This window comes from Candidatus Enterovibrio altilux, from assembly GCF_002381345.1.
GTDB lineage: Bacteria > Pseudomonadota > Gammaproteobacteria > Enterobacterales > Vibrionaceae > Enterovibrio > Enterovibrio altilux.
In genome coordinates this window covers 479385-504703 of record NZ_CP020660.1, presented here as the reverse complement: position 1 = coordinate 504703, position 25319 = coordinate 479385, and the positions used below count along the sequence as shown (strand labels likewise).

Here is a 25319-nt window from a genome sequence, read left to right as displayed (position 1 = left end):
CCATGTTTCGGGTCAAAACACTACTGTTAGGGATATTGAACCTAATGGATCATAATTTCCAGACTAGCGACTCTTACGTCATGATACAAGCGTTACATAAGATGCTGGAGTTAGGTGAGCTTAAAATTCAAGTGATCGTCTAATAGTAAATCATGTTGGCATTTACTATTAGAGCGTAAATTAATCAACCAAATTTTATTACTTAAAAATGTTAGTGAGTTACGATTGATTAAAGCTGAATTATATTGCTTGTAATTGGTTGTTGTTCATAAACCTATATTTAAGTAAACCTAGTTGCTTAAAGCGTAGATTGATAATTTATTTTTTTGATTTAAGAAACAAAGCCTCTTTAAAGCGCCGTTATGTCCTGAACAAGTATTCCAAAGATGATTTATCTAGTTGCTTGAACGCATAATTGAGAATTTTTGCGAGTTCCTGATAACGGGAACGACTTCTTATGGGTTGAATTGCTTCTCCTTTGCTCATAATGTTCTTGTGCAGCTCACGATACCAACTAATCAATGTTGGAGGAAGTAAAGTATCGCGACGTATTCCTAACCACCAGATTCCCTGGAGCGGTATACTTAGTGCAAATAGCGCTATGGTCATGGCTTGAGGTAATCCTGAGTAATTATTAAATGCCATTTGCATTAAAATGCTGGCCACAGCTATCACAGGTATCACTTTTACTGCGAATTTGATTGCATGAATCACTTTATTTTCGGGAAACAGTGGTATCAATTCTTTTCGCATAGCCCATTTTATCATGTATTTTTGACCATCACGAAAAATATTTCAAATAGATTTTTTATTCATACGGTGCATACTCCCCAAATAATTTTATTGGTTCGTCAATTAAAACCCTGCTACAAATCTACAAATAAAGTCTATTAATATTAACGTAAATCAACAATAGCTCATAAATTTGTGTGTATCTGCTACAGGCATCACTATTTTATGCTAACTCAAACTAATTGTTGCTCTAATTTGCTGCTTTTGCAATGATAAAAATATTATATGAATGAGCGGTTACATGAAAAATTATTAATAATAATATATTAAAAATGGATCTGTCTGGTGTTTTGCGTCTGTGTATTAGGAACCGATGAAAAATGTATCTATATCAGTAATAATTGCAGATGCTTGGGGCTTTATTTCCTAATTTGAGTTCAGATAGCAAATCCCCACATGATCCATTATCTGAACTCGGATCAAGAAACAACATCACATTCGAAGGTTGAAATACAACCATGATGTCTCAAATTCTATGTCCTCTCAAAGATTGCAGCCAGTCTGAAAAACTGATACTTAAATCATGGTAGTTCAAACAGCTACCTTGCCACTGCCAAGACAAATACTCTCATTGAGAACTACAGCGAGTTTATGTACCACTCAATTTTTCAAATTGTTGTCTATATTGATGAGCTGCTTGAAAGTGAAAGGCATGGTATAAAGAATGAAGAAGTTGCTTCATTATAATGCGTTCATCTATAAGATCTGCAAGGTGTTACACACAAATTTAATGACGCAAAACAAAAAAATTGTATTCGCTGCTATGATGCATTTATTTCATTCATTAATGCCGCTTGTTAAATACAAGCCACTAAAATAACGCATGAATGGATAAATATATCGCAGAATACAGTCCTCGAAACAATGAGTAGCCATAGTCATTCTAATGTTATCGGCGCCATAAATTTTTTCAATATTGTGGGTACCGTGGGCAGCGAGTATTAGCCAATAAATAGCGAAATATTATTTTTTTAGTAAACTGAGAGAGACTGGTCAATTAACTGATCAACTCCACATTGTTTTCGGTGAAGCGGGATATCACCAAACTAACTTAAGCAAAACACAGTATTACATTTAATATTGAGTATCATTATCTTCTTCTTGATAAACTAAATCTCAATCAAATAAAGTGGTTATGAAAAGTTATGCGCGAAGAATTAAGAAACAACGTTTATTTAAAAGGTAAAGATTATTTCAAAGAAGCTATGAAATGATTTTTCACGGTGGCTCTCCCAGAAATTTCAGGCGTTATATGACGTCTTAAATAAATGATTCATTTCAGGGAATTAAGCCTTCGTATCTAAGTGAATTGTACATATTTCTAATGTTTGCGTATTACTGAAGATATGAGTTAGTGTTATCTTTATCAATTATTTATTTTTCATAAATTAACACTTTCTTCTTTACACAAAAGGTCGTACCAAATGTCTAAGCTGGTTCTTGTTCTTAATTGCGGCAGTTCATCACTGAAATTCGCTATAGTTGACGCTCAAACAGGTGATAAACACTTGACTGGTATTGCAGAATGCCTGCAACTACCAGAAGCTCGGATTAAGTGGAAATTGAACGGTAAACATGATGCTAAATTGGGTGCAGGAGCTGCACACAAAGAAGCTCTGAGCTTCATTGTTAACACCATTCTGGCCTCAAACCCTGAACTTGCAGGAGGTCTGGGAGCCATCGGCCACCGTGTGGTTCATGGTGGTGAACAATTCACTGCCTCAGCGCTTATCTGTGAAAACGTATTGAAAGGCATTCAGGATGCGTCTATTTTTGCACCTCTTCATAATCCAGCGCATCTTATTGGTATTGGAGCAGCAAAAACCGCGTTTCCTGGTCTAAAAAACGTTGCAGTATTCGACACTGCTTTCCATCAGACTATGCCAGAAGAAGCGTATTTGTATGCACTACCATACAAACTTTATAAAGAGAACGGTATTCGTCGGTATGGTATGCACGGTACTTCTCATCTTTTTATCGCACGAAAAACTGCTTCGCTGCTTGGTAAGTCAGTGGAAGAGTTAAACATTATTAATTGTCACCTAGGTAATGGTGCATCTATATGTGCAATTAAAAACGGTCAATCTGTAGATACTTCAATGGGTATGACTCCTCTTGAAGGTCTTGTAATGGGTACACGTTCTGGTGATCTTGATCCTGCAATCATTTTTCATCTACATGAAACTCTAGGCTACAGCATTGAGCAAATCAATAATATGTTGACTAAAGAGTCTGGTCTAGCGGGTCTGACTGAAGTGACATCTGATTGCCGTTTCATTGAAGATAACTACGGTCAAAAAAAAGAGGCAACACGTGCGATGAATATTTTTTGTCACCGTCTTGCTAAATATGTTGCTGGTTACACTGCATGTCTTGACAGTCGTCTGGATGCGATCGTATTCACTGGTGGTATTGGAGAGAATTCAGGTCCAATCCGTGCACTAGTCCTTAATCGTCTTGGCCTTTTGGGCGTTGAAGTTGATCAAGAACGTAACCTAAGAGCACGCTTCGGCAACGAAGGAGTTATAACCGCTGTTAGCAGCCGTATTCCTGTGATGGTTATATCTACTAATGAAGAACTAATTATAGCACAAGACACAGCGCGTCTCGCTGAACTTTAATGCTTATCACAAGGTATTACGATTGACTCATGAAATCAATTGTTTCAGTTCTGCAGAATTGAAATATGTTATAGTCTTCTGCCACACTCAATATAATAACAAAGCCTGCAAGCAGGCGAGTTTTGATCCTGAAATAGTAAAGAGGAATCAACTGTGCCCCGTACTATCATGCTCATTCCAATCGGTGCTGGTGTAGGTCTGACAAGCGTCAGCCTAGGCGTATTGCGTGCGATGGAACGTAAAGGCATTCGCGTATCGTTTTTCAAGCCCATTTCACAATCTCGTAATGGTATTGATCAGCCTGACCTAACATCGGCCATTCTCGAAGCAAACAGCAACATGAAAGTGGCAGCATCACTTAGCATGGTAAAAGCTGAAAAGCTTATACGGACTGACCAAAATGATGTGTTGATGGAAAAAATTATAGCACGTTACCAAGAAGCAACTATTGAAGCAGAAGTGGCACTAATTGAAGGTCTTGTTACGACGCGTAACTACCCGTTTGCTAACCAAGTAAATTTTGAAATCGCAAAGACATTGGATGCTGAGATTGTATTCGTTGCGAGACCAGGCACTGATAATCTCTCGCAACTTCGTGAGCGTATTGAGGTTGCAGTATCTAACTTTGGTGGTTCGAAAAACAAGAATATTGCGGGTTTGATTATCAACAAACACAACGCCCCTGTCGACGAGCAAGGTCGTGCTAGTCCAGATCTGTCAGATATTTTTGATGAATTCAATATAGCGAAATCGACCAATGTAGAAGTGATGGAGATCTTTAACTCTAGCCCAATCCGCATTCTTGGTTGTGTACCTTGGAGTATTGATCTGATTGCAACACGTGCAAGCGATTTGGCTGCGCACTTGAATGCTAAAATTGTTAACGTGGGTGAAGTCAATACACGTAGAATTAAAAGCATCACCTTCTGTGCACATTCTATTCCAAACATGGTTGAGTATTTCCGTTCTGGTTCACTGCTAGTCACTTCAGCAGACCGTCCTGACGTTATTGTTGCTGCATGCCTTGCTGCAATGAATGGTCTAGAAATCGGTGCTTTGCTGTTGACTGGCGGTTACAGTATACCTGAACAACTTCAAAGTCTCTGTGCGCAAGCGTTTAAATCTGGCCTGCCAGTATTCGTGATCAAAAGTAACACATGGCAGACATCCCTGCACCTTCAGAGCTTCAGCTTAGAAGTACCTGCAAATGACAAAGAACGTGTTGAGTTTGTTAACGAGCATGTTGCAAGCCATATCGACGGTAATTGGATTGAATCTCTTTCTGAAGGTTCTGTCCGTGCACGTCGTCTAAGCCCTCCTGCTTTTCGTTATCAACTCACCGAGTATGCTCGTAAATCTGCTAAACGTATCGTTTTACCTGAAGGTGACGAGCCACGTACAGTGAAAGCAGCAATTATTTGTGCTGAACGTAAAATTGCTGAATGTGTGCTTCTGGGTAACCCAGATGAAATTCATCGTATTGCAGTGCAACAAGGTGTTGAGTTGGGGGCAGGTGTCACCATCATAGACTCAGAGGAAGTACGTGAAAACTACGTGGCTCGTTTGGTTGAACTACGTGGTTCTAAAGGTATGACCGAAGTTGTAGCTCGTGAAAAACTACAAGATTCAGTCTTCCTTGGTACAATGATGCTAGAAGCTGGTGAAGTTGACGGTCTGGTCTCTGGTGCAGTTCACACTACAGCAAACACGATTATACCACCGTTTCAAATTATCAAAACAGCGCCTAATACGTCTATCGTATCTTCAATCTTTTTCATGCTTTTGCCTGACCAAGTTCTCGTATACGGTGATTGTGCAATCAACCCAGATCCTACCGCTGAACAACTTGCTGAAATTGCTATTCAGTCTGCTGATTCAGCAGCGGCATTTGGTATTGAACCTCGTGTTGCAATGATCTCATATTCTACTGGTGAATCAGGCAAGGGTGCAGACGTTGATAAAGTACGTGAAGCAACTAAAATTGCGCAAGCAAAACGTCCGGATCTCATGATTGATGGGCCACTTCAGTATGATGCAGCAATCATGGAGAACGTTGCAGCATCTAAAGCGCCAAACTCGCCCGTTGCTGGTAAAGCTACTGTCTTTATTTTTCCTGATCTAAACACTGGTAATACCACGTACAAAGCAGTACAACGCTCTGCTGATTTGGTTTCTATCGGTCCTATGCTCCAGGGCATGCGTAAGCCTGTTAATGACTTGTCTCGTGGCGCACTGGTAGAAGATATCGTTTACACAGTGGCGCTGACTGCAATTCAAGCAAAACAAGTTGATGATGTAGATGCAATAGCTGCGAAATAAACATAAAGCTTATCTAATTAAAAGAGTTAATAAAGATCCATTGGCTTTTTTGTTTATGGTAACTGGTTTTATTTCCTAAATCGTGGAGCTCAATTTGCAATCAATGCTCTAAACAGCTAGGCTCACTTAAATATTCAGGTCTATGCATAAGTTTTATTATAAAATAACTAACTGGAAGCAGTATAATCAAGCTTTAATCAATCGCGGTTCATTAAGATTATGGATTGATGCAGAAGCTATTTAGCTATGGCATCAAACAAGCATTGTAATCATGGGAGACCGAGTTTATTTAGCGACTGAATTATTACGACAGTTCTAATGGTTAAATGCGTATTTTGAATACCATTGAGAGGTCTGTAAGGATTCATTAATTCTGCTGTCAAACTTGCTTAACCGCCGTTATCATGCCCTCACTATCCTTGCATAAGTAAGCGAGTCAAAGTGGTTAACGTTACGTTCAGGACGAAGAATAAAGGAACCATCCAGCACTGAGCCCTTAATTTTCAAGCGCTCAAAGTCCACGGTGAAGGAGAATGGAAAGTAAAAAAGTAAGGTATTCATGGAAAATGGCAGTCTGACATAAGTTACATTTAGCGGTAGATAGAGATACGTATGAAATGATTACTGCTGAGTGAAGTGCAACTTAACTTGCTCAAACAGACCTTTTAAAAAATCAATTAAATATGGGTCGATGGTGCTTACGATACCAGATAATATTGCGAAACCGTTCGTATTAAACGAGGGTTCCTTTCATCGCACTAAGAAAAGGAGCACTTTTGGGGAAAAAATTATTTTTATAATTTAGTGCTTAGCTACAAGTCATTATATGGTTTAAAAAATTAAAAAATAAAGTGTGATTACCATAAAGACTCTTTATCAAAAACGGCACTGTTTCGAGTCAAAAAACTACTCGGAAGAACATTAAGCTTAATAGATTATAATGTACAAATTAATAAAATCTTCACCATGATAAGAGCGTTAAGTAAACTGACATGGCTCAGCATACCTAAAACGAAAGTGTTCGTTTAATAGCTCATCATGTTAGGATTTATTATCTAAATTTAAATTAGAAAGCAAAACCATTAAAATTTTGTGCAGTCAAGAATTTTCACAAAGAATCAAATTTTAATTTTGGTATGTAGTTCATCTTTTTTTACGTTTGTCTATGACTTCCCATTGACCATCAATCAATAAGCTAGTCCAACCTGATGGCTTACCATCGTCTTCGGTACGAACATAACTCTCTTTGCTTTTACGGCTAAAGCGAACCACAGCTTTACGACCATCAGGGTCTTGAGCAGGTGCATCAGCGAGGTACTTATACTTCCCTGGTATGCGATCTTTAAAGTACGCTAATTCTTCAACCAATGGTGCACGTGTTTCTCTAGACTTCGGGAAGTTACTTGCAGCTAAGAACAAACCAGATGCTCCATCACGCAGTACGAAGTATGAGTCTGAGTTTTCACAAGGAAGCTCAGGAAAATGCACAGGGTCTTCTTTTGGTGGCATAATCTCACCGTTTTTCAAAATTTTACGTGTATTCTTACAGGTTTTAGCGATACAATCCATATATTTACCAAAACGTCCACTTTTTAAGATCATATTAGAACTACACTTGTCACACTCAACTAGAGGGCCCTCATGGCCTTTTAGATTGAATTCACCCTTCTCAACCATATAACCATCACAGCTTGGATTGTTACCACAAACATGCAATTTGCAATTTTTGTCAATGAGGTAAGCATCCATAGCGGTTTTGCATATTTGACAACGTTTCTTCGCTCGTAACGCGACGGTTTCAATGTCTTCTGCTAATACATGTACTATGCCTTCTTCATCCATTAGATTAATGGTGGTTTTGCAACGCTTGTTAGGCGGCAACACATAACCAGCGCAACCTAAAAATACGCCAGTAGATGCGGTACGGATGCCCATTTTACGAGTACAAGTTGGACAATCTATATCAGTCAGTACGATGTTGTTAGGTTTCATGCCGCCTTCAAGTTCATCTAATTCAGCCTTGGTAAGGTCATTACTAAAGGCTTTGAAAAAATTATCCAGTACGATTTTCCAATTTTTACTACCCATTGCAATTTGATCAAGATTCTCTTCCATGCGTGCAGTAAAGTCATAGTCCATTAAGTCAGCAAAACTACGGTTGAGACAACTAGTTACAATTTCGCCCATCTTCTCGGCATAAAAATGGCGCTGTTGGATACGCACATAACCACGCTCTTGAATCGTTGAAATGATAGACGCATACGTGGAAGGACGACCGATACCGCGTTTTTCAAGTTCTTTAACCAATGCAGCTTCAGTAAAGCGTGCAGGTGGCTTAGTAAAGTGTTGCTTAGGTTCAACCTTATCAAGCGATAACCACGCACCAATATCAACGTGCGGTAACGTTGTATCTTCATTCTTATCCATAGGGCGATGAATGCGCTTCCAACCGTCAAAGCGCAGTGTACGACCCTTCGCTTTCAACGTAAAGTTTCCTGCTTTCACTGTAATGGTGCCAGTATCATATTTAGCTGGTTTCATTTGGCACGCAATGAACTGGCGCCAAATTAGATCATATAAACGTTGTGCGTTAGAATCCATACCTTGCAGATCATCAGCTTTCACATCAATGCTTGAAGGACGAATCGCTTCGTGCGCTTCTTGCGCATTGCCTTTTGAACTATATTTGATCGATGCTGACGGTAAATATTTATCGCCATACTCATTGCTAATAAACTGACGTGCTGTTTCAACCGCTTCTAGGCTCAAGTTGGTCGCGTCAGTGCGCATGTAAGTGATGTAACCACCTTCATATAAACGTTGTGCCAGCATCATGGTTTTCTTTACACCAAAACCTATATAAGTACTTGCGGCTTGTTGCAGCGTTGACGTAATAAAAGGTGCTGGTGGCTTGCTAGACGTTGGGCGATCTTCTCGATCAGATACTTTATAACTGGCTTTCTGCAACTCATCCGTTGCTGCCATTGCTTGGGTTTGGTTTAACGGTTTAAATGCCTTATCATTTTGCTGCGCAACTACTAGACGAAGTGTACTTTGGCTAGGAACTGTCGTATCAGCATGAATATTCCAATACTCTTGCGGAATAAACGCTTTGATTTTATGCTCACGCTCAACCAGTAGCTTAACAGCGACCGACTGAACACGACCTGCCGACAGACCACGAGCTACTTTTTTCCAAAGTAATGGCGATACCATGAAGCCCACCACGCGATCGAGAAAGCGGCGTGCTTGTTGAGCGTTCACGCCATCCATGTTTAATTCACCAGGAGTTTGGAAAGCTTGCTGAATAGCATTTTTGGTAATTTCATTAAATACAACGCGCTTGAAGCGATTTTCATCGCCACCAATGACCTCTCGTAAGTGCCAAGCTATTGCTTCACCCTCGCGGTCTAAATCCGTTGCGAGATAGATAATTTCAGCCTTCCCAGCTAACGTTTGCAACTCAGATACCACCTTTTCTTTTCCTAGTAGTATTTGATAATTAGCTGTCCAACCACGAAAGGGGTCAACACCCATTTTGTTAATTAATGACTTTTTATTTTTTTCTTTTTTAACGCGTTCTTTTTCTTCCATACTCAACCCCTTGGTTGACATAGAAGTGGCTTTTTTACCGCCTTGAGAGGCTCCGGTAGGCAAATCGCGAACATGACCCACGCTTGATTTAACGATGAAGTTCTTGCCCAGATACTTATTAATTGTTTTTGCCTTTGCCGGGGACTCTACTATAACAAGAGATTTACCCATAGTGACCAATACGCCTTCGCGTTTAAAATTCAATTTATTAATTTAAATCATATGCATTTATGGTGGCTAGCTGCCACTATCTATAATATTGAGCGACTAGAGCTGAATATCAACTTGTTTTTTTTAAGTGCTCTTAGATTGGTGCGATTTACGCAGTTATTGCCTTTGTGTAAACAATCAATCCTACTTATCGGAAGATTAGCGTAGTCTCACAACTAAAAGCATACTGATTATTACCATTGACACATGTTGCTTTACCATTCCGCAATAAATTTTTTTGGCTTAGATCACACTAATATAGGCTTGAAAACACATTTCTTTATCATCTATCAGAGGCTCTGTTTCCTAATCTGAGTTCAGATGGTAAATTCTAGTATTATTAACGATTAGACAATCGCTTTCGTTTGAGGTATACTTAACTTGTGAGTTTATGTGATGCTTGTATCATGGTGTAGGTTATGCCAACAATAAAATTATACCTTCTTAGGCTCAATGTACTTGTGAGTGATTTTTTGACTTGAACCATTGGTGTTTCTGGCTGGATACGTTTATGGTGAGTATATTCTGTTTGATAATGTTGATTTGACCGTATAACTATGAGTAATTGACTGTTAAATTACGCGGATGACTTCCTTCGTTATAAGTTGCTCCTGTTCTTGGTGGAATGAGTGTAGCTGTTCGCTCAATACGAATTGTGCCGTACGCACCATTACCTTATGTTTCATTGATTCTTCGGCGGGTTTATTTAGGTAAGTCAGGTAAGACTTCATCGTTAGTCATATTTGATGCACTTAATTCAGGTAATGATTGTTCACGGATTTATATCTATTACTACATGTCACTGGCACTAGACTCTACGTTCTCATCAGTACCATGCTTTTTTATTTGTTATTCGTCTTCACCGTAGACTTGGAGCCCCGTAAAATCAACGGCTAAGTATTAGATTGTTCCTTTAGTCTTCGTCTTGAATGGGCTTAGTTTCCTCAATAATAGAACGAAATTATCAATTTACGTTCTAAACAGCTAGAGTCACTTAAGTATTCAGGTCTATGAATAAACTCCGCTACAGAATAACCAACTGGAAGTAGTATAACCACGCTTTCATCAATCATGGTTCACTGGCACGCTGGATTGATGCAGAAGCTATTTAATTATGGCACCAAGTTAAACTGGATAATTATGGAAGACTGCATTTATTTAGCAATTTAGCCATTACGACGGTTTTCATGGTTAAACGCGTATTTTCAATACCATTGAGAGGCCTGAAAGGATTCATTAATTCTGTTTTCAAACTTACTCATCTGCCATTATTATGCTCTTACTATTCATGCATGAGCAAGTGAGCCAAAATGGTTAACGTCGTGTTCAAGAGGCAGAAAAAAGGAACTATTCAGCACTTAGTCATGGATTCTACGGGACTAAAAGTCTACGGTGAAGGCGAATGAAAAGCAAAAGAATATGGTACTGATGGGAAACAGTGAGTCTCGCACATGTTACATTTAGAGGTAGATATAAATTCCTATGCAATTATTATCTCAATTAAGCGTATCAAATGCAATTGAAGGTTAAGTGCTACTTAATTTGCTTGAATAGATCCATCGAAGAATTAATGAAATATCTAGAAACAGTGCTTATGACACTAGACAATATTACGAAATCGTTCGTATTAAGCGAATGATTACACTCATCCCACCAGGAAAAGAAGCAATTTTTGGCGAAAGAAATAATCCACGTAATTTAGTGGTAAGTTGTCAGCAGCTATGTGGTTCAAATCAGTATTGAAAAGCGAGGTATGGTTACATAAATGAGCGGCAACGTTTTTAGTTAAAAAGCTACGGGGAGGGACATTGAATCGAAGAGAGAACAATGTGCAGATTAAAGGAATCTACAGGATGATAAAAGTGTTTAATAAGTTGACAGAGCTAGCTATGTTTAAAACAAAAGTAATTGTTTTATAGTTAATCATGTTGGGATTGGCTGTCTACACGCGAATTAGGAAATAAAGCTTATTAAAGACGGGAATATTCTGCGTAAACAAACTCTCTGGAGGAACACTGGGGGCAAATCTCTGAGCGTTTTATCATTTTCGAAGATGCTTTAGACTGGTAGTATTAGTCTGAATGATAGACAAAAGTAGTCCTAGTATGCACATTTACATTATACGCCATGGCGAAGCTTAGCCCTTTACTGCCAATAACGAATAAAGGATTCTGACAATGCGTGGTAAGCAACAATCTGCTGCACTGGCTCAGTAGCTTTCTGAACAACTACCAAATGGAAAATTAGAATTAGTATTAATTAGCCTATACCTTCCTTCGTGCACAACAAACTTGGTTAGCGTGTGAAAAGAAGTTCCCTAAAACTATCCGTGTACTTATAAATGATGACATTACACCTTATGGTGATAGTGAGCTCATTGCTTCTTATTCGAGCGCTTTGGCATCTGTAGATAATCGAATGTCCATTTTAGTGATCTCACATTTGTCGTGGATAGGACATTTAATGGCCGAATGGATCCTAGGTTTGCAACCTCCTATGTTCTCAACCTCATCGTTGACATGTATTGGCTACAATCCAGAGTTTGAAGCCAGTGATTGACTTTGGCTGGAAAAAACTTCTGAAGTGTAGCCTAGGTAAGAACCATATAAAAATATTAGTTGGACATTTTAAAAGGTTTTTACTACAGTAGTTTTGTATTATATTTCTGGTGTTTCAATTAAAACTAGCAGTGCGCCATGACCACCAAATTGTAATGCTGCTTGGTAAAATGCCAGTACATCAGGATGTTGAGCAAGCCAAAGAGGTGTTTTATGTTTCAATATGTGCTTGCCAATACCGTGCATTATGCAAGCACAGTGTATGTTTTCTTTGATGCATTCTGCGATGAATGCACTAAGTTCTCGCTTTGCTTCTACTTGCGTCATGCCATGTAGATCGAGAAATATATCAGGTACATAAACACCATTTTTTAAGCGGTTCACTTCGTATTTGGGTACCCCCGTTCGCGCATATTGTGTTGGTTCATCCTTTTTGAGCATTGGCTCGAATTCGTCAGAGAAATAATACGAATAGTCGCGCGTTGAAGACTTAGATATTTTTGCTTTAAATTGTGTGGCTTTCTGGTATCTAAGAAGGTTTATGGTATCCTGCTGCAATTTTTTAGTGCCTTTTACCGCATTACGGAACGCCAATAAATCATCGTTAGAGATCGGAGTATGTTTACTCATAAATCAAGTCCAAATGTTGTTCAACGCATTATACCAGAAAAGTGGTAGATACTTTTTGTTGAACTTAGCATCACCTTTTTGCAGAGTAGGAGTTGATGATTGCAGTAGGCAACATAGGCTAGTGGAGGTTATTGTGGATAATATTATCATTGATGAAGTTGTCAATGAAATGAGTACGTTACAAGACATGCTGCGTTGGACGGTAAGCCGTTTTAATGCGGCAGGATTATTTTATGGCCATGGAACGGACAATTCATGGGATGAAGCGGTACAATTGGTGTTACCCACCCTCTATCTTCCTATTGATCTGCCTGCTGAAATGCGTTTTTCTCGTCTAACTGTTAGCGAACGTCATCGTATTTGTAGACTAGTAGTTCGTCGTATTAATGAACGCATACCAGTGGCTTATTTAACAAATAAAGCGTTCTTCTTAGGCCTTGAGTTCTTTGTAGATGAACGTGTATTAGTACCACGATCACCTATTCGTGAGTTGATTGCAAACCGTTTCGAACCAATGCTACCTGTTGAACCAATACGTATCCTGGATTTGTGCACTGGAAGTGGTTGTATTGGTATTGCGTGTGCTTACGTATTTCCGAAGGCAGAAGTGGATTTGGTGGATATTTCTATAGATGCTCTAGCGGTTGCGGAAATAAATATTCAAAATCATATTCTCAAGCAAAAAATATTCCCATTACATTCTGATCTATTCCGTGATTTACCGCAATATAAATATGATTTGATTGTCTCTAATCCACCATACGTGGATGAAGAAGACATGAGCGCATTACCAGACGAATTCCGCCATGAACCTGAACTTGGATTGGCTGCAGGTTCTGACGGTTTGAAACTTATGCGTCGTATTATCGCGAATGCCCCTGATTACCTGACGGAACAGGGTATATTGATTTGTGAAGTGGGAAATTCTATGGTGCACGTTAATGAGCAGTATCCAGAATTACCCCTGATTTGGTTAGAGTTTGAGAATGGTGGTTATGGTGTTTTCATGATGACTTACCAAGATTTGGTGAGTATTGCGAATCAGTTCTCAATTTATAAGCACTGATTTTCTATATTGAAGAGGATTAATGTAGCTATGTTTCAAAAGGGCTTCGTTTCCTAACGTTAGTTCGAGTAGGCAGTTCCAAGATAGTTAGTTGTTAGATAAAAACTTTAATTTTAAGTATACCTGACTCTATTAATTTATTTGGTGCTTTAATTATTATATAAATTATAGAATCGTAATTCCTTAGGTTAAATATCCCTCCAAATCATTTTATGACTCGAAAGATTGCCTTTTCTAATAAGGCATGTTTATGGTAACCATACTTTATTTTTTAATGCTGATTTGAAACGTATAGCTCCTGGTAACTTACTGCTACATTATGGGAATGACTGTTTTCCCTAAAAGCTGCTTTTTTCCTTGGTGGGATGAGTGGAACCACTCATTGAATACGAATGGTTGCGTAATATTGTCTAGTGTCATAAATATCATTGCCGGATATTTTATTGATTTTTCGGCGGATCTGTTTGAGCAAGTTAGGTCGCACTTCACCGTCAATTACATTTAGTATACTTAACTCATAAGCAATGATTGCATGCGTATTTAGATCTTCTCTAAATGTAACTTGTGCCAGACTTACCGTTGTTTATCAGTGCCATGCTCTTTTACTTTCCATTCGCCTTCACCATAGATTTTTAGCACCGTAGAATCAACGGCTAAATGCTGGATGGTTCCTTTTGTCTGTGTCTTGAACGTGGCGTTAACTGCTTTGGCTCGTTTGCTCATGCATGAATAGTGAGGCTATGATAACTGCAGTTGAGTAAGTTTAAAATAAAATTAATGAATTTTTTTAGGACTTTCCATTGTATTGAAAATATGCGTTTAACCATGAAGGCCGTTATTAATGGTTAAGTAGCTAATTAAACGAGGTCTCCTATGATTACCCAGCTTAGTTTAATTCCATAGTTGAATGGCTTCTTCATCAATCCAGAATGTTAGTGAGCCACGATTGATTAAAGCTTGATTATAATGCTTCCAGTGAGTTGTGTTGTAGCTAAGATTATTTATAGACTTGAATATTTAAGTGAACTTAACTGCCTAGAGTATTGGTTGAAAGTGTAGTTGCCTTATTTAGGAAATAAAGCCTGTTACCATAAACGTTTCCTAGCAAAAACAGTAATGGCTCAAGCCAAAAAATTATTGGGAGGGACTTTGAACCTAAGGGATCACGTAACTTAGATTAGTGAAACCTGTGCCATAATAAAAGCGTTAAATCAGCTGACTGCGCTAGGTATACTTAAAACAAAAGCGCTTGTTTAATTGTTAATTATCTTGGGATTGGCTATCTGAACTCGAATTAAGAAATAAAGCCTTTAACATTAAATATAAACACATATGCAATCATTCTGCTGAGTTAAGTTTATCAAATGTGACTGACAGCGAAGTGTTGCCTAATTTATTCAAACAGACTCGTTGAAAAATAAATGAGATATCTAACTATGGTGCTTACGGCACAAGGCGATGTTATGAACCCGTTTGTATTAAACGAGCGCTTCCACTCATCTTACCAAAAAAGACGCAACTTTTAAAGAACAAGAGTATCCTCCTCATTTAGAGGTCAGCTATTAAAAATTATATAGTTTAAATCAGCATTGTAAAACTAAGTATGGTTGCTATAAGCCTTCCCTATCAGAGGTGGTAATGTTTTGAGCTATAAATTCTTCGGAAGGGCTTTCTATCAATCGTGGTATCGAAACTTTAAAACCTATAACATCCACTTTATCTACCGTTCCTTCACACATGCATTCCTTACATTAGTCAGTCACACGAGCATATTCAAGCTCATGAAAAGTGTTTTGATTCTGATTTACTTCTATTTTACCCATGGTCAGGTAGAGTTAATAAAATTATGAGATGAAAACGTCTCGTTTATGAATTATGCCCGCTTAAGATAGAATTGATAATTTCAGTAGTCGAACAACCACCTTCAAAATTCAGCACGAGTACATTACCACCCGCAGCAATCACTTCTTTACTACCAGCAATATCTTCGGGTTTATAGTCACCACCTTTTACTAACAGATTAGGCAATATTTTGCTGATCAGACGTTGTGGTGTCTTTTCACTGAACGAAACAACCCAATCAACTGCACTCAACCCGGCCAATACCGCCATCCGACGGTCAGCAGGGTTCACGGGGCGACCTGCACCTTTCAGGCCATGAACAGACTCATCAGTATTCACAGCAACAATTAAACGATCACCCAACCTAGCGGCTTTATTGAGGTAAGCAACATGACCTGCATGCAGAATATCGAAGCAGCCATTGGTCATAACTACAACTTCACCACGTGCCTTTGCTATTTTTACAGCCGCGATCAATGGTTCTTCCGTCACCACACCAAAACCTGATTGATGACTACCATGAATTGCTTCAGTTAGTTCAATCGTCGATAGGGTTGATGTACCCAATTTGCCAACAACCACACCTGCAGCGGCATTTGCCAGCGCACAAGCTTCACACATTGATTTTCCGGCTGCAAGTGAAGATGCTAACACTGAAATCACAGTATCACCAGCCCCCGTCACGTCATACACTTCTTTTGCAAGTGTTGGCAGACTTAGTGGCTCATGACTTGCACGTAGAAACATCATACCGTGATCGCTACGTGTTACTAGTAATGCATCAAATTCGAGCTGATGAATAAGTTTTAAACCTTTCGTAACGATGTCCTCTACAGTCAAACATGCACCAACAACGGCTTCAAATTCACTTATGTTTGGCGTTAGTATTGTGGCACCTCGATAATGCTCAAAATTTGCGCCTTTTGGATCCACCAAAGTAGGAATGCCTGCGCTACGTGCTAATTGGATCATAGATTGAACATTTGCCAAAGTCCCTTTTGCATAATCAGATAAGATCATTACTTTAGTGTGCAGTAATGCCATTTCAATTTGCTCAAGGATTGGCGCAAAATTAACGCTGTGAAAGTCTTCTTCAAAATCTAGGCGAATTAGTTGTTGATTTTGGCTCATTACGCGTAATTTAGTGATAGTAGGAAGTTCTGCTAAACGAATAAAGTTACAGTCAACGTTCAGTGAAGTGAGGATTGTATTCAGTATATTGGCTTGCTCATCTTGACCAACTATACCAATCAATCTTGCTTTACCTCCTAATGCAGCAATATTCATTGCCACATTAGCTGCACCACCAGGACGCTCTTCTATTTGGTTGATTTTTACCACAAGCACAGGAGCTTCTGGAGAAATACGTCCTGCTGGACCGTACCAGTAACGATCAAGCATTACATCACCAACGACTAATACATCGGCTTTCTGGTAGTCAGGTAAAGTAAGTTTCATTGTAATCTCCAAGGACATAAGGACGTGTGCGATATTACCACAATGCTTACAGAGCCAATGCTTCCCAGCAAGGAAACACATTGAAATATGCAACTTAAACGTGTTTTCAGTTAGAATATCACTCTTGGATTCAGGTTTTATTTAGGAAGCACATTTTTATCATGAGCAAAAACCACGACGCACCAAGATTCCAATGGTCTTTCCTCCATCCAAAATACTTACATACTTGGATTGGGGTTAGCATGATGTTTCTAATTAGTTGGTTACCGTACCGTCTTCAGCGTTTTTTAGGCCGTAAACTTGGTTTACTGATCATAAAATTTTTTAAAAGCCGCAAAAAAATAGCTGAAAAAAATCTTTTACTTTGTTTTCCGGAAATGACTGGGGGTGAACGAGAAGCCATGTTGAAAGAAAACTTTGAACACATGGGCATGGCATTATTTGAAACATGTATGGCATGGTTTTGGCCAAAGTGGCGAATTAATAAGCACATGACTTATGTTGGTTTTGAAAATCTTAAGCAGTTAAAAGCTGACAAAAAGGGTGGGTTGATTATTGGCATTCACTCATTCAACCTTGAACTGGGTGTTCGTGCATTTGGCACTCACTCGCCAGGGTATGGCGTGTATCGTGCAAACACCAATCCTGTCTATGACTGGTTCCAATACCGCGGACGTACTCAAGATAATGGTGTAATTGAACGGCGTAACGTGAAACGCATGGTGCGAAAGTTGCGTAAAGGTGAATTAATTTGGTATGCACCAGATCATGATTATGGACGCCATTACTATGTTTGGGCTTCTTTGTTTGCGGTAAAAAGAGCCTGTACTACTACAGGAACACATTTGCTAGCTTCAGCAGGCAGAGCAGTCGTAATGACATTTACTATTACCCGAGATCGTGAAGGAACTGGTTATACTATGACACTCGATCCGCCCATGGATGCATTCCCGTATAATGATGGGGAAGCTGCAGCTATATATACAAATAAGTTTGTCGAACGTTCAATCCTTCGAGCCCCAGAGCAATACATGTGGTTACACCGTAGATTTAAAAGTCGCCCAGACGGAGAACCGTCATTATATGACTGAGATTTTGGTTGTGTATTAAATTAGTTGATTGATAAAGGTAATGCGCGCATTCAATTAATATATTAATAACGTTGTTATGATGGAGTATAATGCTTTAGGCTTAATGTTCTTGCGAACTGTTTTTAACTCAAAATATTTTTATTTTTTATAAAAAATGTTTATGGTAATCATATCTCGTTTTCCGATGCTAATTTGAATCGTATAACTACTAGTAACTAATCACTAAATTATGCCAATAACTTCATTTTTAAAAAATTGTTCTTTTTTTGTGGGATGAGTAGAAGTACTCATTCAACTCGAACGGTTGCGTAATATTACTTGGTGTCATAAGCACTATCGTTTGATATTTCATGGATTTTTCGGTGAGTCTGTTTGCAAAAGTTAGGTAGTACTTCACCATTAGTCATATTGAATGCATTTAACTCAGCAGTAATAATGTCATGCGCATTTAGATCTACCGCCAAATGTAATTGGAGCAAGACTTACCGTTTCCCATCAATACTATGCTTTGTTACTTTCCATTTGCTTTCATCGTAGGCTTGTAGCCATGTAGAATTAGTGAGTAAGTGCTGAATGGTTCTTTTAATCTTCGTTTTGAACATGACATGAACCATGTTATCTCGCTTGCTAATAAATTTTTGCAGACCTAGCAATGGTATTGAAAACATGTGTTCAACCATGAAGGCCATTGTAATGGCTAGGTTGCTAAATAAATGAGGTCCCCCATGCTTACCATGTTTAGTTTCATTCCATAGCTGAATGGCTTCTTCATGAATCTAGAATGTTAGTAAACCTAGCTATTTAGAGTGTAAATTGATCATTCAGTTTCTTGAATTAGGAAATGAAGCTGGTAAAATTCAGATATACAAAAATTAGGTGTAAGATTACTGAGACTTATTGTGCAGCCCTTTTAAAATTATTCAATCACTGAAAATGAGTGACATCAAGCACGTTTGCTGGTGTTTTCATGTTACTTATTTTAAACTTATTCGAAATTACTTTTTCTTAAATCTTGTGTCCTACTCTATCCATGTCTCCCATGCTACACGCACGACATTACGTTCTGCCAAAAAGCTATTTTCCGCAATCTCAATCGATTCATCGAGTAGATTAAGACGATGGATTTCATTACGCATCGTGACATACGCATCACGAAGGTTTAGCATTTGTGCTGTATCAATAAAACCAACTTGTGCCATGTCTTCGAGAATGCGTACATTATCACTCCAACGAGTCAATTCAGGCTCATCACGACTGTTAGCTAGTACCAGATATTGAGTTAAAAATTCAATATCTGTGATTCCATAAAGGTCATGTTTTATATGAAATTTTTTTTTCTTTTTGCTACTTAGATGGTTATGCATTTTCATACGCATATTTGCCACTTCTTGACGTAATGAGTCTCGGTCACGTGCTTGTGTTAGCACTTGTTTGCGTACGTTTGCAAATCCTTTGCCTAATGCTACATCACCATAAATCATGCGTGCACGCACTAAAGCCTGGTGTTCCCAAGTCCATGCTTCATTATTCTGATAATCTTGAAAAGACTCGAGTGTAGTAGCTAACTTGCCTGATACACCTGATGGGCGAAGGCGTGTATCAATTTTGTATAACACTCCTGATGTAGTATGAGTCGAGAATAAATGGACAATACGTTGAGCTAATCGCAGATAAAACTGATGGCCATCGATTTTTTTAAGGCCATCAGTACACACATCATTGGGACAGTCATGTAAAAATATTACATCCAAATCAGAATTATAACCTAGCTCAATTCCCCCTAGCTTCCCATAACCAATCACAGCAAAACCACGTCCATCACGCTCAGCAAGGTGCAATGGCTGTCCGTATTTTTCCGTCATTTGATACCATGCCTGATTTACAACCGCTTCAATAATAGCTTCCGATAAATATGTCAAATGATCACTTACTTTCATTACGGGTAGTATTTCGGCAATATCAGCCGCCGCAATACGTAATAATTGAATTTGCTTATATTGTCGGGTTATTTCCATTTGTTGTTCCATATCTTCTTCAGGAATACGTGCAAGAAATTCAAATAATTCATTGTGGTATTGCTCGAGTGGTGTAGGATTGTAGAGATGTTGAAGATTGAGCAATTCGTCCAACAAAATTGGTAATGCTGCCAATTGATCGGCAACCATGGGACTAGCGCTGCATAATTTAACCAGTTGTGTTATTGTACTGCGGTGCTCATCAAACAATTCAAGATACGTAGTACGGGTCGCTATGTTGACTAACAATTTTAGCACACGCTCAAGTACAGCAAAGCCATCTTCTCGGCGCAAAATATGGCTAAGCACCTCTGGCATCAAACGATTAAAGACCTTTCGACCTCTTGGTCCCAGTGTGCGTTTAGCAAGTTCTTCTTTGAAATTTAATAATGCATTCGCTTTCTCAACCGGATGCTTAGTACTCATGTCTTGTAGAATTTTTTTAACGAGTTCCGTGTCTCGTGCTGCATTCCAAACTTTACTATAAATGGCATTATTTTTTTGGCTTTCGGTTTCTTCGTTATTCCCGATGATATCATCAAATACTTGATGTACATCTAGCATATACGTGTGAATATTTTTGTTAAGATTGGTCCAGCTAGTTTCATCCATCACGATGGCTAAACGTAATTGATCGATACTGTTATCTGGTAATGTCTGCGTTTGTTTATCACCGATTGCTTGAAGTATATTTTCTACCCGTCGCAAATAACGATATGACGCTTCTAAGGTATCCAGATTTTGTTCTGGCAACAGGTTCAACGTGCGCAATGCATGTAAGGTTTGGAATAAACCACGTTGACGTAACATAGGATCACGACCGCCACGAATTAGTTGACAAGATTGGACAATGAATTCTACTTCTCGAATACCACCCGGTCCCAATTTGATATTATTGGTCAGACCGCGACGTTTTACTTCACTACGAATCATTTCCTTCATGCGTCGTAATGCTTGAATAACGCTGAAATCAATATAACGACGAAAGACAAACGAACGAAGCATTTGGTATAAAGATTGATAACAATGAAATTGTTCATTACCCATCACGCGGGCTTTGATAAGGGCGTAACGCTCCCAGTCACGACCTTGTTCTTGATAATAATCTTTAAGCGCAGCAAAGCTCATAACTAGTGGGCCACTGTTTCCAAAAGGACGAAGACGCATATCGACGCGATAACAGAATCCATCAAACGTTTGTTGACTCAAGGCCTTAATTAGACGCTGCCCAAGACGCGTGAAAAATTGTACATTTGAAATACTGCGACGCACATCGCTAGTTCTACCATTTTCTGGGTAAGTAAAGATCAAATCAATATCAGAGGAAAAATTAAGTTCACCACCACCTAGTTTACCCATCCCAAGGATTAACATCGGTTGCGCATTCCCATTGATGTCAAGCGGTGTGCCCCATTCCTTGCAGCAATAACAATAAAGCCAACCATAGGCTTCCATAATTATAGCTTCTGCAAGTGTAGAGAGGTGAGAAAGGCTATCTTCTAACGCTATGGTGTTATTAAAGTCATGCCATGCTAACCACACCATTTCCTGACGACGAAAACGGCGTAATTCACGCATTAAACCATTTTCAGCTAGCTGATTATCTAAACGAGTTTTAAGACATTTTCGGTACGCTTTTTGACGATGATCAGAGGCAAGATTATCCTGCAACCAAGGTAGTAAAGTTTCGTCATGTTGCATTGACTCGCCAATAAAATCACTCAACGCCAATGTTCGCTCAAGTAATTGACGTTGTTCACCCTGCCAGTTTGCAAGGTTATCTGCTTGCGCATGAGATAATGCATCAAGTACTCGGTTAGCATAGTATGCTAGTTTAGCAGGCAGTGACATCTATTTCTGTCCTATCAACTTCGTAGTTAGTGAATTCAATTGATCTTATTGGTTAAGTCACTCAATAAAACCACCATAAATTCTATAATCATAGTACTGTTTGCTAAGGAACCTGTATCAAATGCGTTTGATAATATTAGTTTTCTGCAGTGTTAGGATGTCAAATAATGGCAGTTCAGTTTAGACCTGAAATCAAAATAATAATGTCGTAACTTGGCTTTGTTTTTTAATTCGAGTTCAGATAACAAATCTGAAAATGATTCACTAATTAGATAATCGCGTGCGTGTTAGACATACCTAATCTTGTCAGTTTGTTGAATGCTTGTATCATGGCGGTGGTTTCACTAATCTGAGTTGTGTGATTTCTTAGACTCAATGGCTCTACCAGTAGTTTTTGACTCGAACCATTGCTGTCTCTGCTATGAAATGTTTATGGTAACCTGCTTTATTTTTTAAAGTCAGGGAACTAAATTTTCAATCAATACTCTAAACAGTTAGGCTCGCTTAAACATTAGGGTCTATGCATAAATTTTGTTATAAAACAACTAATTGAAAGTAGTATAATTAAGCTTTAATCAATTGTGGCTGACTTATATTCTGGTTTTATGAAGAAGCTATTTAGCTATGGAATCAAACTAAGCAGGGCAATTATGGGAAACCTCTCAATGGCATTGAAAATACTCGCTTAATGATGAGGGCTAAGTATGCCTAAAACGCCAATAATTATTTTATAGTGAATCATACTGGAATTTACTATTTAAACGCAAATTAGAAAATAAAGCTTTGTTTTTTCCCAACGATTAGCACGAAGTTTTGATATATAGTGCATTTTTTATGTGCAGTTTAAGTTCACTACAAAAAGTACTCATGGATATTTTAGCGCTTTTTACTGTAAAATAAACGTAAATTAATTTATGAATGAAACTGTTCACATGCTAATAGCGTATTTTCAATCAAAGTAGCTACAGTCATTGGGCCTACACCACCAGGTACGGGGGTAATATGACTGGCTTTTTCTTTGGCGACATCATGTTCAACATCACCTATCAATTTTCCATTATCTAGTCGATTAATTCCAACGTCTATAACTACAGCGCCAGGCATTATCCAGTTACCCGGAATGAAGTTTGGTTTACCTACTGCAACAATTAATAAATTTGCGTGACGTACGTGATATTCTAGGTCTTTTGTAAAGCGATGACACGTTGTTGTCGTACAGCCTGCCAGCAGTAATTCCATTGTCATAGGACGACCTACGATATTTGACGCACCGACAACAACCGCGTGCATTCCACGTACAGCAATATTGTAGCGATTAAGCAATGTTATAATGCCTTTTGGTGTGCATGCACGTAATTTTGGAATGCGTTGGCACAGACGGCCGACATTATATGGGTGAAATCCATCGATGTCCTTTTCTGGGTGAATACGTTCTAATATATTGATTGGATTCATCTGCGCGGGGAGAGGAAGTTGGACCAATATACCATCGATGACAGGGTCATTATTTAATGTATCGATTAAAGTTAATAGATCTATTTCACTAGTGGTCAGTGGGCAGGCATAAAATTTTGAAATAAACCCGACTTCTTTACAAACACGGCGCTTACTATCTACATACATCTGAGACGCTACGTCATTACCCACGAGAACAACGGCAAGCCCAGGTGTGCGTAGACCTGCAGTTTTGCGTTCTTTAACGCGTGCGGCGACTTCCAAACAAACCGCTTGAAAAATGATTTTTCCATCTATGATTTGAGCAGACATGATGTTCCTTGAGCAGTAGAAAGGCAGGTAAGATGACGTATTTTGGCAAAAAATTTATGATATATCTATAACATTAATATTTACTTTATTCAGAATTTGCTAGGCTTTGTTTCCTAGTTCAAGTTCAGGTAGTCAACCCCAACAGAATGAATGATTAGACGCCCGCTTTCGTTTTAGGCATATCTAATTCGGTCAATTTATTTAACGTTTTATCATTGCGTAGGTTTCGCTAATCTGGGCATTGTAACCCCTTAGATTCAATGTTTTTTTGAAAAATTTTATAACTTGCGGGACATTGTTGGCTCTGATAGGGAACGTTTATAGCAACTATGCTTCGTTTTTCAGTGTTAATCTGAACCGTCTAATTTCTGGTAACTGACGGCTAAGTTGCACAGATGACCTAGTTCTCCAAAAATTCTTTTTTTTATATATGAGACGAATGTGACTTTGTTTATTAAAGAAGGACTAAATGTTCAATCAATACTCTAAACAGTTAAGCTCACGTAAACATTTAGATTTATGAATAATTTTCGTTACAAAATAACTAACTGGGAATAGTGAACCAAGTTTTAATTAATTGTGTGTCATTAACATTTTGGAGTGATGAAGAAGCTATTCAGCTATGGAATTAAACTAAGCAGGGTAATCAGGGGGAGACTGCGTTTATTTAACGACTTAGCCATTGTGATGGCTCTCATGGTAAAATGTTTATTTTCAATGCCAATGGGAGGCCAACAATAGTTCATTAATTTTATGTTCAAACTTACTCAATTGTCATGGTCATGTCTCCACCATTAATGCATTAGCAAGCGATCTGAAATGGTTAATACCACGTTCGGGATGAAGAATAAAGGAAAAATCCAGAACTTATTCATTTATTCTATGGGGGTTCAAAGTCTACGGTGAAGGAGAATGGATAGTAAAAAGGCATGGTACTGATTGGAAACGACGAGCCTGGTGCCAGTTACATTTAGCAGTAGATATAGATATGCATGAAATTATTGCTTCTGAGTTAAGTGCATCAAATGCGACTAACAGTGAAGTGTTATCAACTGGCGCCAGACTCGTTGAAAAATCAATGAAATATCAGTCGATGGTGCTTACGACACCAAGCAATCTTACGAAACCGTTTGTATTAAACGAATGGTTCCACTCAACCCACCAAGATAAGAAAAGGAATAACTTTTAAAAACGAGGTCATCCGCGCAATTTAGCGGTTAGCTACCAGAAGTTATACGATTCCAATCAGCATTGAAAAATGAGGTATGGTTACCATAAACGCCCCTATCAGAGACGGGAAAGCTTCGAATTAAAACGCTACTGGGAGGAACATTGAGCTTAAGAGATCATAGTGCTCAGATTAGCGAAACTTAAGCCCTGATAAAAGCATTAAATAAGCTGATAGGGCTAGGTATGCCTAAAATAACAGCGCTTGTTTAATCGTCAATTATCTTGAGATTTGCTATCTGCGCTAGAATTAGGAAATAAAGCTTGTTGATACTAAT

At 38.5% G+C, this 25319-nt stretch carries 14 protein-coding genes and 4 pseudogenes; 8 read left to right on the top strand and 10 right to left on the bottom strand.

Going from position 1 to position 25319, the window contains the following annotated elements:
- The first annotated feature begins 2 nt into the window (after positions 1-2).
- The gene (locus BTN50_RS09930) at positions 3-143 is read left to right on the top strand and encodes a hypothetical protein (RefSeq protein WP_161492904.1); all 141 of its coding nucleotides are present in this window, start codon (positions 3-5) and stop codon (positions 141-143) included.
- Between the two features lie 217 nt (positions 144-360).
- On the opposite strand, the gene yfbV is transcribed toward BTN50_RS09930, so the two are convergent.
- The gene (yfbV, locus tag BTN50_RS02125) at positions 361-792 is read right to left on the bottom strand and encodes a terminus macrodomain insulation protein YfbV (RefSeq protein ID WP_223823264.1); all 432 of its coding nucleotides are present in this window, start codon (positions 790-792) and stop codon (positions 361-363) included.
- A 1424-nt stretch (positions 793-2216) separates the two neighbouring features.
- Here yfbV and BTN50_RS02120 point away from each other — a divergent pair.
- The 3 genes and pseudogenes from BTN50_RS02120 (at position 2217) to BTN50_RS10370 (ending at position 6761) form a co-directional block, all read left to right on the top strand.
- On the top strand, positions 2217-3413 hold the full coding sequence (locus BTN50_RS02120) for an acetate kinase (protein WP_096618858.1): 1197 nt from the start codon (positions 2217-2219) through the stop codon (positions 3411-3413).
- Between the two features lie 168 nt (positions 3414-3581).
- Entirely contained in the window at positions 3582-5732 is a 2151-nt protein-coding gene (pta, locus tag BTN50_RS02115) for a phosphate acetyltransferase (RefSeq protein ID WP_096619516.1), read from the top strand.
- A gap of 142 nt (positions 5733-5874) precedes the next feature.
- Positions 5875-6761, top strand: a pseudogene (locus BTN50_RS10370) (IS5 family transposase).
- A gap of 114 nt (positions 6762-6875) precedes the next feature.
- Here the strand turns inward: BTN50_RS10370 and topA are convergent.
- Entirely contained in the window at positions 6876-9497 is a 2622-nt protein-coding gene (gene topA, locus BTN50_RS02105) for a type I DNA topoisomerase (protein ID WP_096618857.1), read from the bottom strand.
- A gap of 611 nt (positions 9498-10108) precedes the next feature.
- Positions 10109-10267, bottom strand: coding sequence for a hypothetical protein (locus tag BTN50_RS09920; protein ID WP_161492902.1), 159 nt, complete (start codon positions 10265-10267; stop codon positions 10109-10111).
- A 333-nt stretch (positions 10268-10600) separates the two neighbouring features.
- Here BTN50_RS09920 and BTN50_RS02100 point away from each other — a divergent pair.
- Positions 10601-11455: pseudogene (locus tag BTN50_RS02100) on the top strand (IS5 family transposase).
- Positions 11456-12193: 738 nt separating this feature from the next.
- Here the strand turns inward: BTN50_RS02100 and smrB are convergent.
- Entirely contained in the window at positions 12194-12724 is a 531-nt protein-coding gene (gene smrB, locus BTN50_RS02090; protein WP_096618856.1) for an endonuclease SmrB, read from the bottom strand.
- A 133-nt stretch (positions 12725-12857) separates the two neighbouring features.
- Between smrB and prmB the strand changes: the two genes are divergently transcribed.
- Entirely contained in the window at positions 12858-13790 is a 933-nt protein-coding gene (gene prmB / locus BTN50_RS02085) for a 50S ribosomal protein L3 N(5)-glutamine methyltransferase (RefSeq protein WP_096618855.1), read from the top strand.
- Positions 13791-13884: 94 nt separating this feature from the next.
- On the opposite strand, the pseudogene BTN50_RS02080 reads toward prmB, so the two are convergent.
- Positions 13885-14795: pseudogene (locus BTN50_RS02080) on the bottom strand (IS5 family transposase).
- Positions 14796-15656: 861 nt separating this feature from the next.
- Complete coding sequence (hldE, locus tag BTN50_RS02075; protein ID WP_096618854.1) at positions 15657-17090, bottom strand: bifunctional D-glycero-beta-D-manno-heptose-7-phosphate kinase/D-glycero-beta-D-manno-heptose 1-phosphate adenylyltransferase HldE; 1434 nt, start codon at positions 17088-17090, stop codon at positions 15657-15659.
- 161 nt (positions 17091-17251) lie between these two features.
- On the opposite strand from hldE, the gene lpxL reads away from it, so the two are divergent.
- Positions 17252-18181, top strand: a complete 930-nt coding sequence (gene lpxL, locus BTN50_RS02070) for an LpxL/LpxP family Kdo(2)-lipid IV(A) lauroyl/palmitoleoyl acyltransferase (protein WP_096618853.1) — start codon at positions 17252-17254, stop codon at positions 18179-18181.
- Between the two features lie 314 nt (positions 18182-18495).
- On the opposite strand, the gene BTN50_RS09915 is transcribed toward lpxL, so the two are convergent.
- The 4 genes from BTN50_RS09915 to folD form a co-directional block, all read right to left on the bottom strand.
- The gene (locus tag BTN50_RS09915; RefSeq protein ID WP_161492901.1) at positions 18496-18660 is read right to left on the bottom strand and encodes a hypothetical protein; all 165 of its coding nucleotides are present in this window, start codon (positions 18658-18660) and stop codon (positions 18496-18498) included.
- A 3-nt stretch (positions 18661-18663) separates the two neighbouring features.
- Positions 18664-18849 (bottom strand): hypothetical protein, encoded by a 186-nt coding sequence (locus tag BTN50_RS02065; protein ID WP_394336764.1) that lies wholly within the window; start codon positions 18847-18849, stop codon positions 18664-18666.
- 351 nt (positions 18850-19200) lie between these two features.
- Positions 19201-22047 (bottom strand): bifunctional [glutamate--ammonia ligase]-adenylyl-L-tyrosine phosphorylase/[glutamate--ammonia-ligase] adenylyltransferase, encoded by a 2847-nt coding sequence (gene glnE / locus BTN50_RS02060; RefSeq protein ID WP_096618851.1) that lies wholly within the window; start codon positions 22045-22047, stop codon positions 19201-19203.
- A 912-nt stretch (positions 22048-22959) separates the two neighbouring features.
- Complete coding sequence (gene folD, locus BTN50_RS02055; RefSeq protein ID WP_096618850.1) at positions 22960-23814, bottom strand: bifunctional methylenetetrahydrofolate dehydrogenase/methenyltetrahydrofolate cyclohydrolase FolD; 855 nt, start codon at positions 23812-23814, stop codon at positions 22960-22962.
- Positions 23815-24333: 519 nt separating this feature from the next.
- Between folD and BTN50_RS02050 the strand changes: the two are divergent.
- Positions 24334-25254 (top strand): annotated as a pseudogene (locus BTN50_RS02050) (IS5 family transposase).
- Positions 25255-25319 lie beyond the last annotated feature (65 nt).

Bases quoted from the DNA above. Each gene is read 5' to 3' on its own strand.
- BTN50_RS09930 (WP_161492904.1), top strand. From the start codon at position 3: ATGTTTCGGGTCAAAACACTACTGTTAGGGATATTGAACCTAATGGAT.
- BTN50_RS02120 (WP_096618858.1), top strand. From the start codon at position 2,217: ATGTCTAAGCTGGTTCTTGTTCTTAATTGCGGCAGTTCATCACTGAAA.
- pta (WP_096619516.1), top strand. From the start codon at position 3,582: ATGCTCATTCCAATCGGTGCTGGTGTAGGTCTGACAAGCGTCAGCCTA.
- topA (WP_096618857.1), bottom strand. From the start codon at position 9,497: ATGGGTAAATCTCTTGTTATAGTAGAGTCCCCGGCAAAGGCAAAAACA.
- BTN50_RS09920 (WP_161492902.1), bottom strand. From the start codon at position 10,267: ATGAAGTCTTACCTGACTTACCTAAATAAACCCGCCGAAGAATCAATG.
- smrB (WP_096618856.1), bottom strand. From the start codon at position 12,724: ATGAGTAAACATACTCCGATCTCTAACGATGATTTATTGGCGTTCCGT.
- hldE (WP_096618854.1), bottom strand. From the start codon at position 17,090: ATGAAACTTACTTTACCTGACTACCAGAAAGCCGATGTATTAGTCGTT.
- lpxL (WP_096618853.1), top strand. From the start codon at position 17,252: ATGAGCAAAAACCACGACGCACCAAGATTCCAATGGTCTTTCCTCCAT.
- BTN50_RS02065 (WP_394336764.1), bottom strand. From the start codon at position 18,849: ATGTTTTCAATACCATTGCTAGGTCTGCAAAAATTTATTAGCAAGCGA.
- glnE (WP_096618851.1), bottom strand. From the start codon at position 22,047: ATGTCACTGCCTGCTAAACTAGCATACTATGCTAACCGAGTACTTGAT.
- folD (WP_096618850.1), bottom strand. From the start codon at position 23,814: ATGTCTGCTCAAATCATAGATGGAAAAATCATTTTTCAAGCGGTTTGT.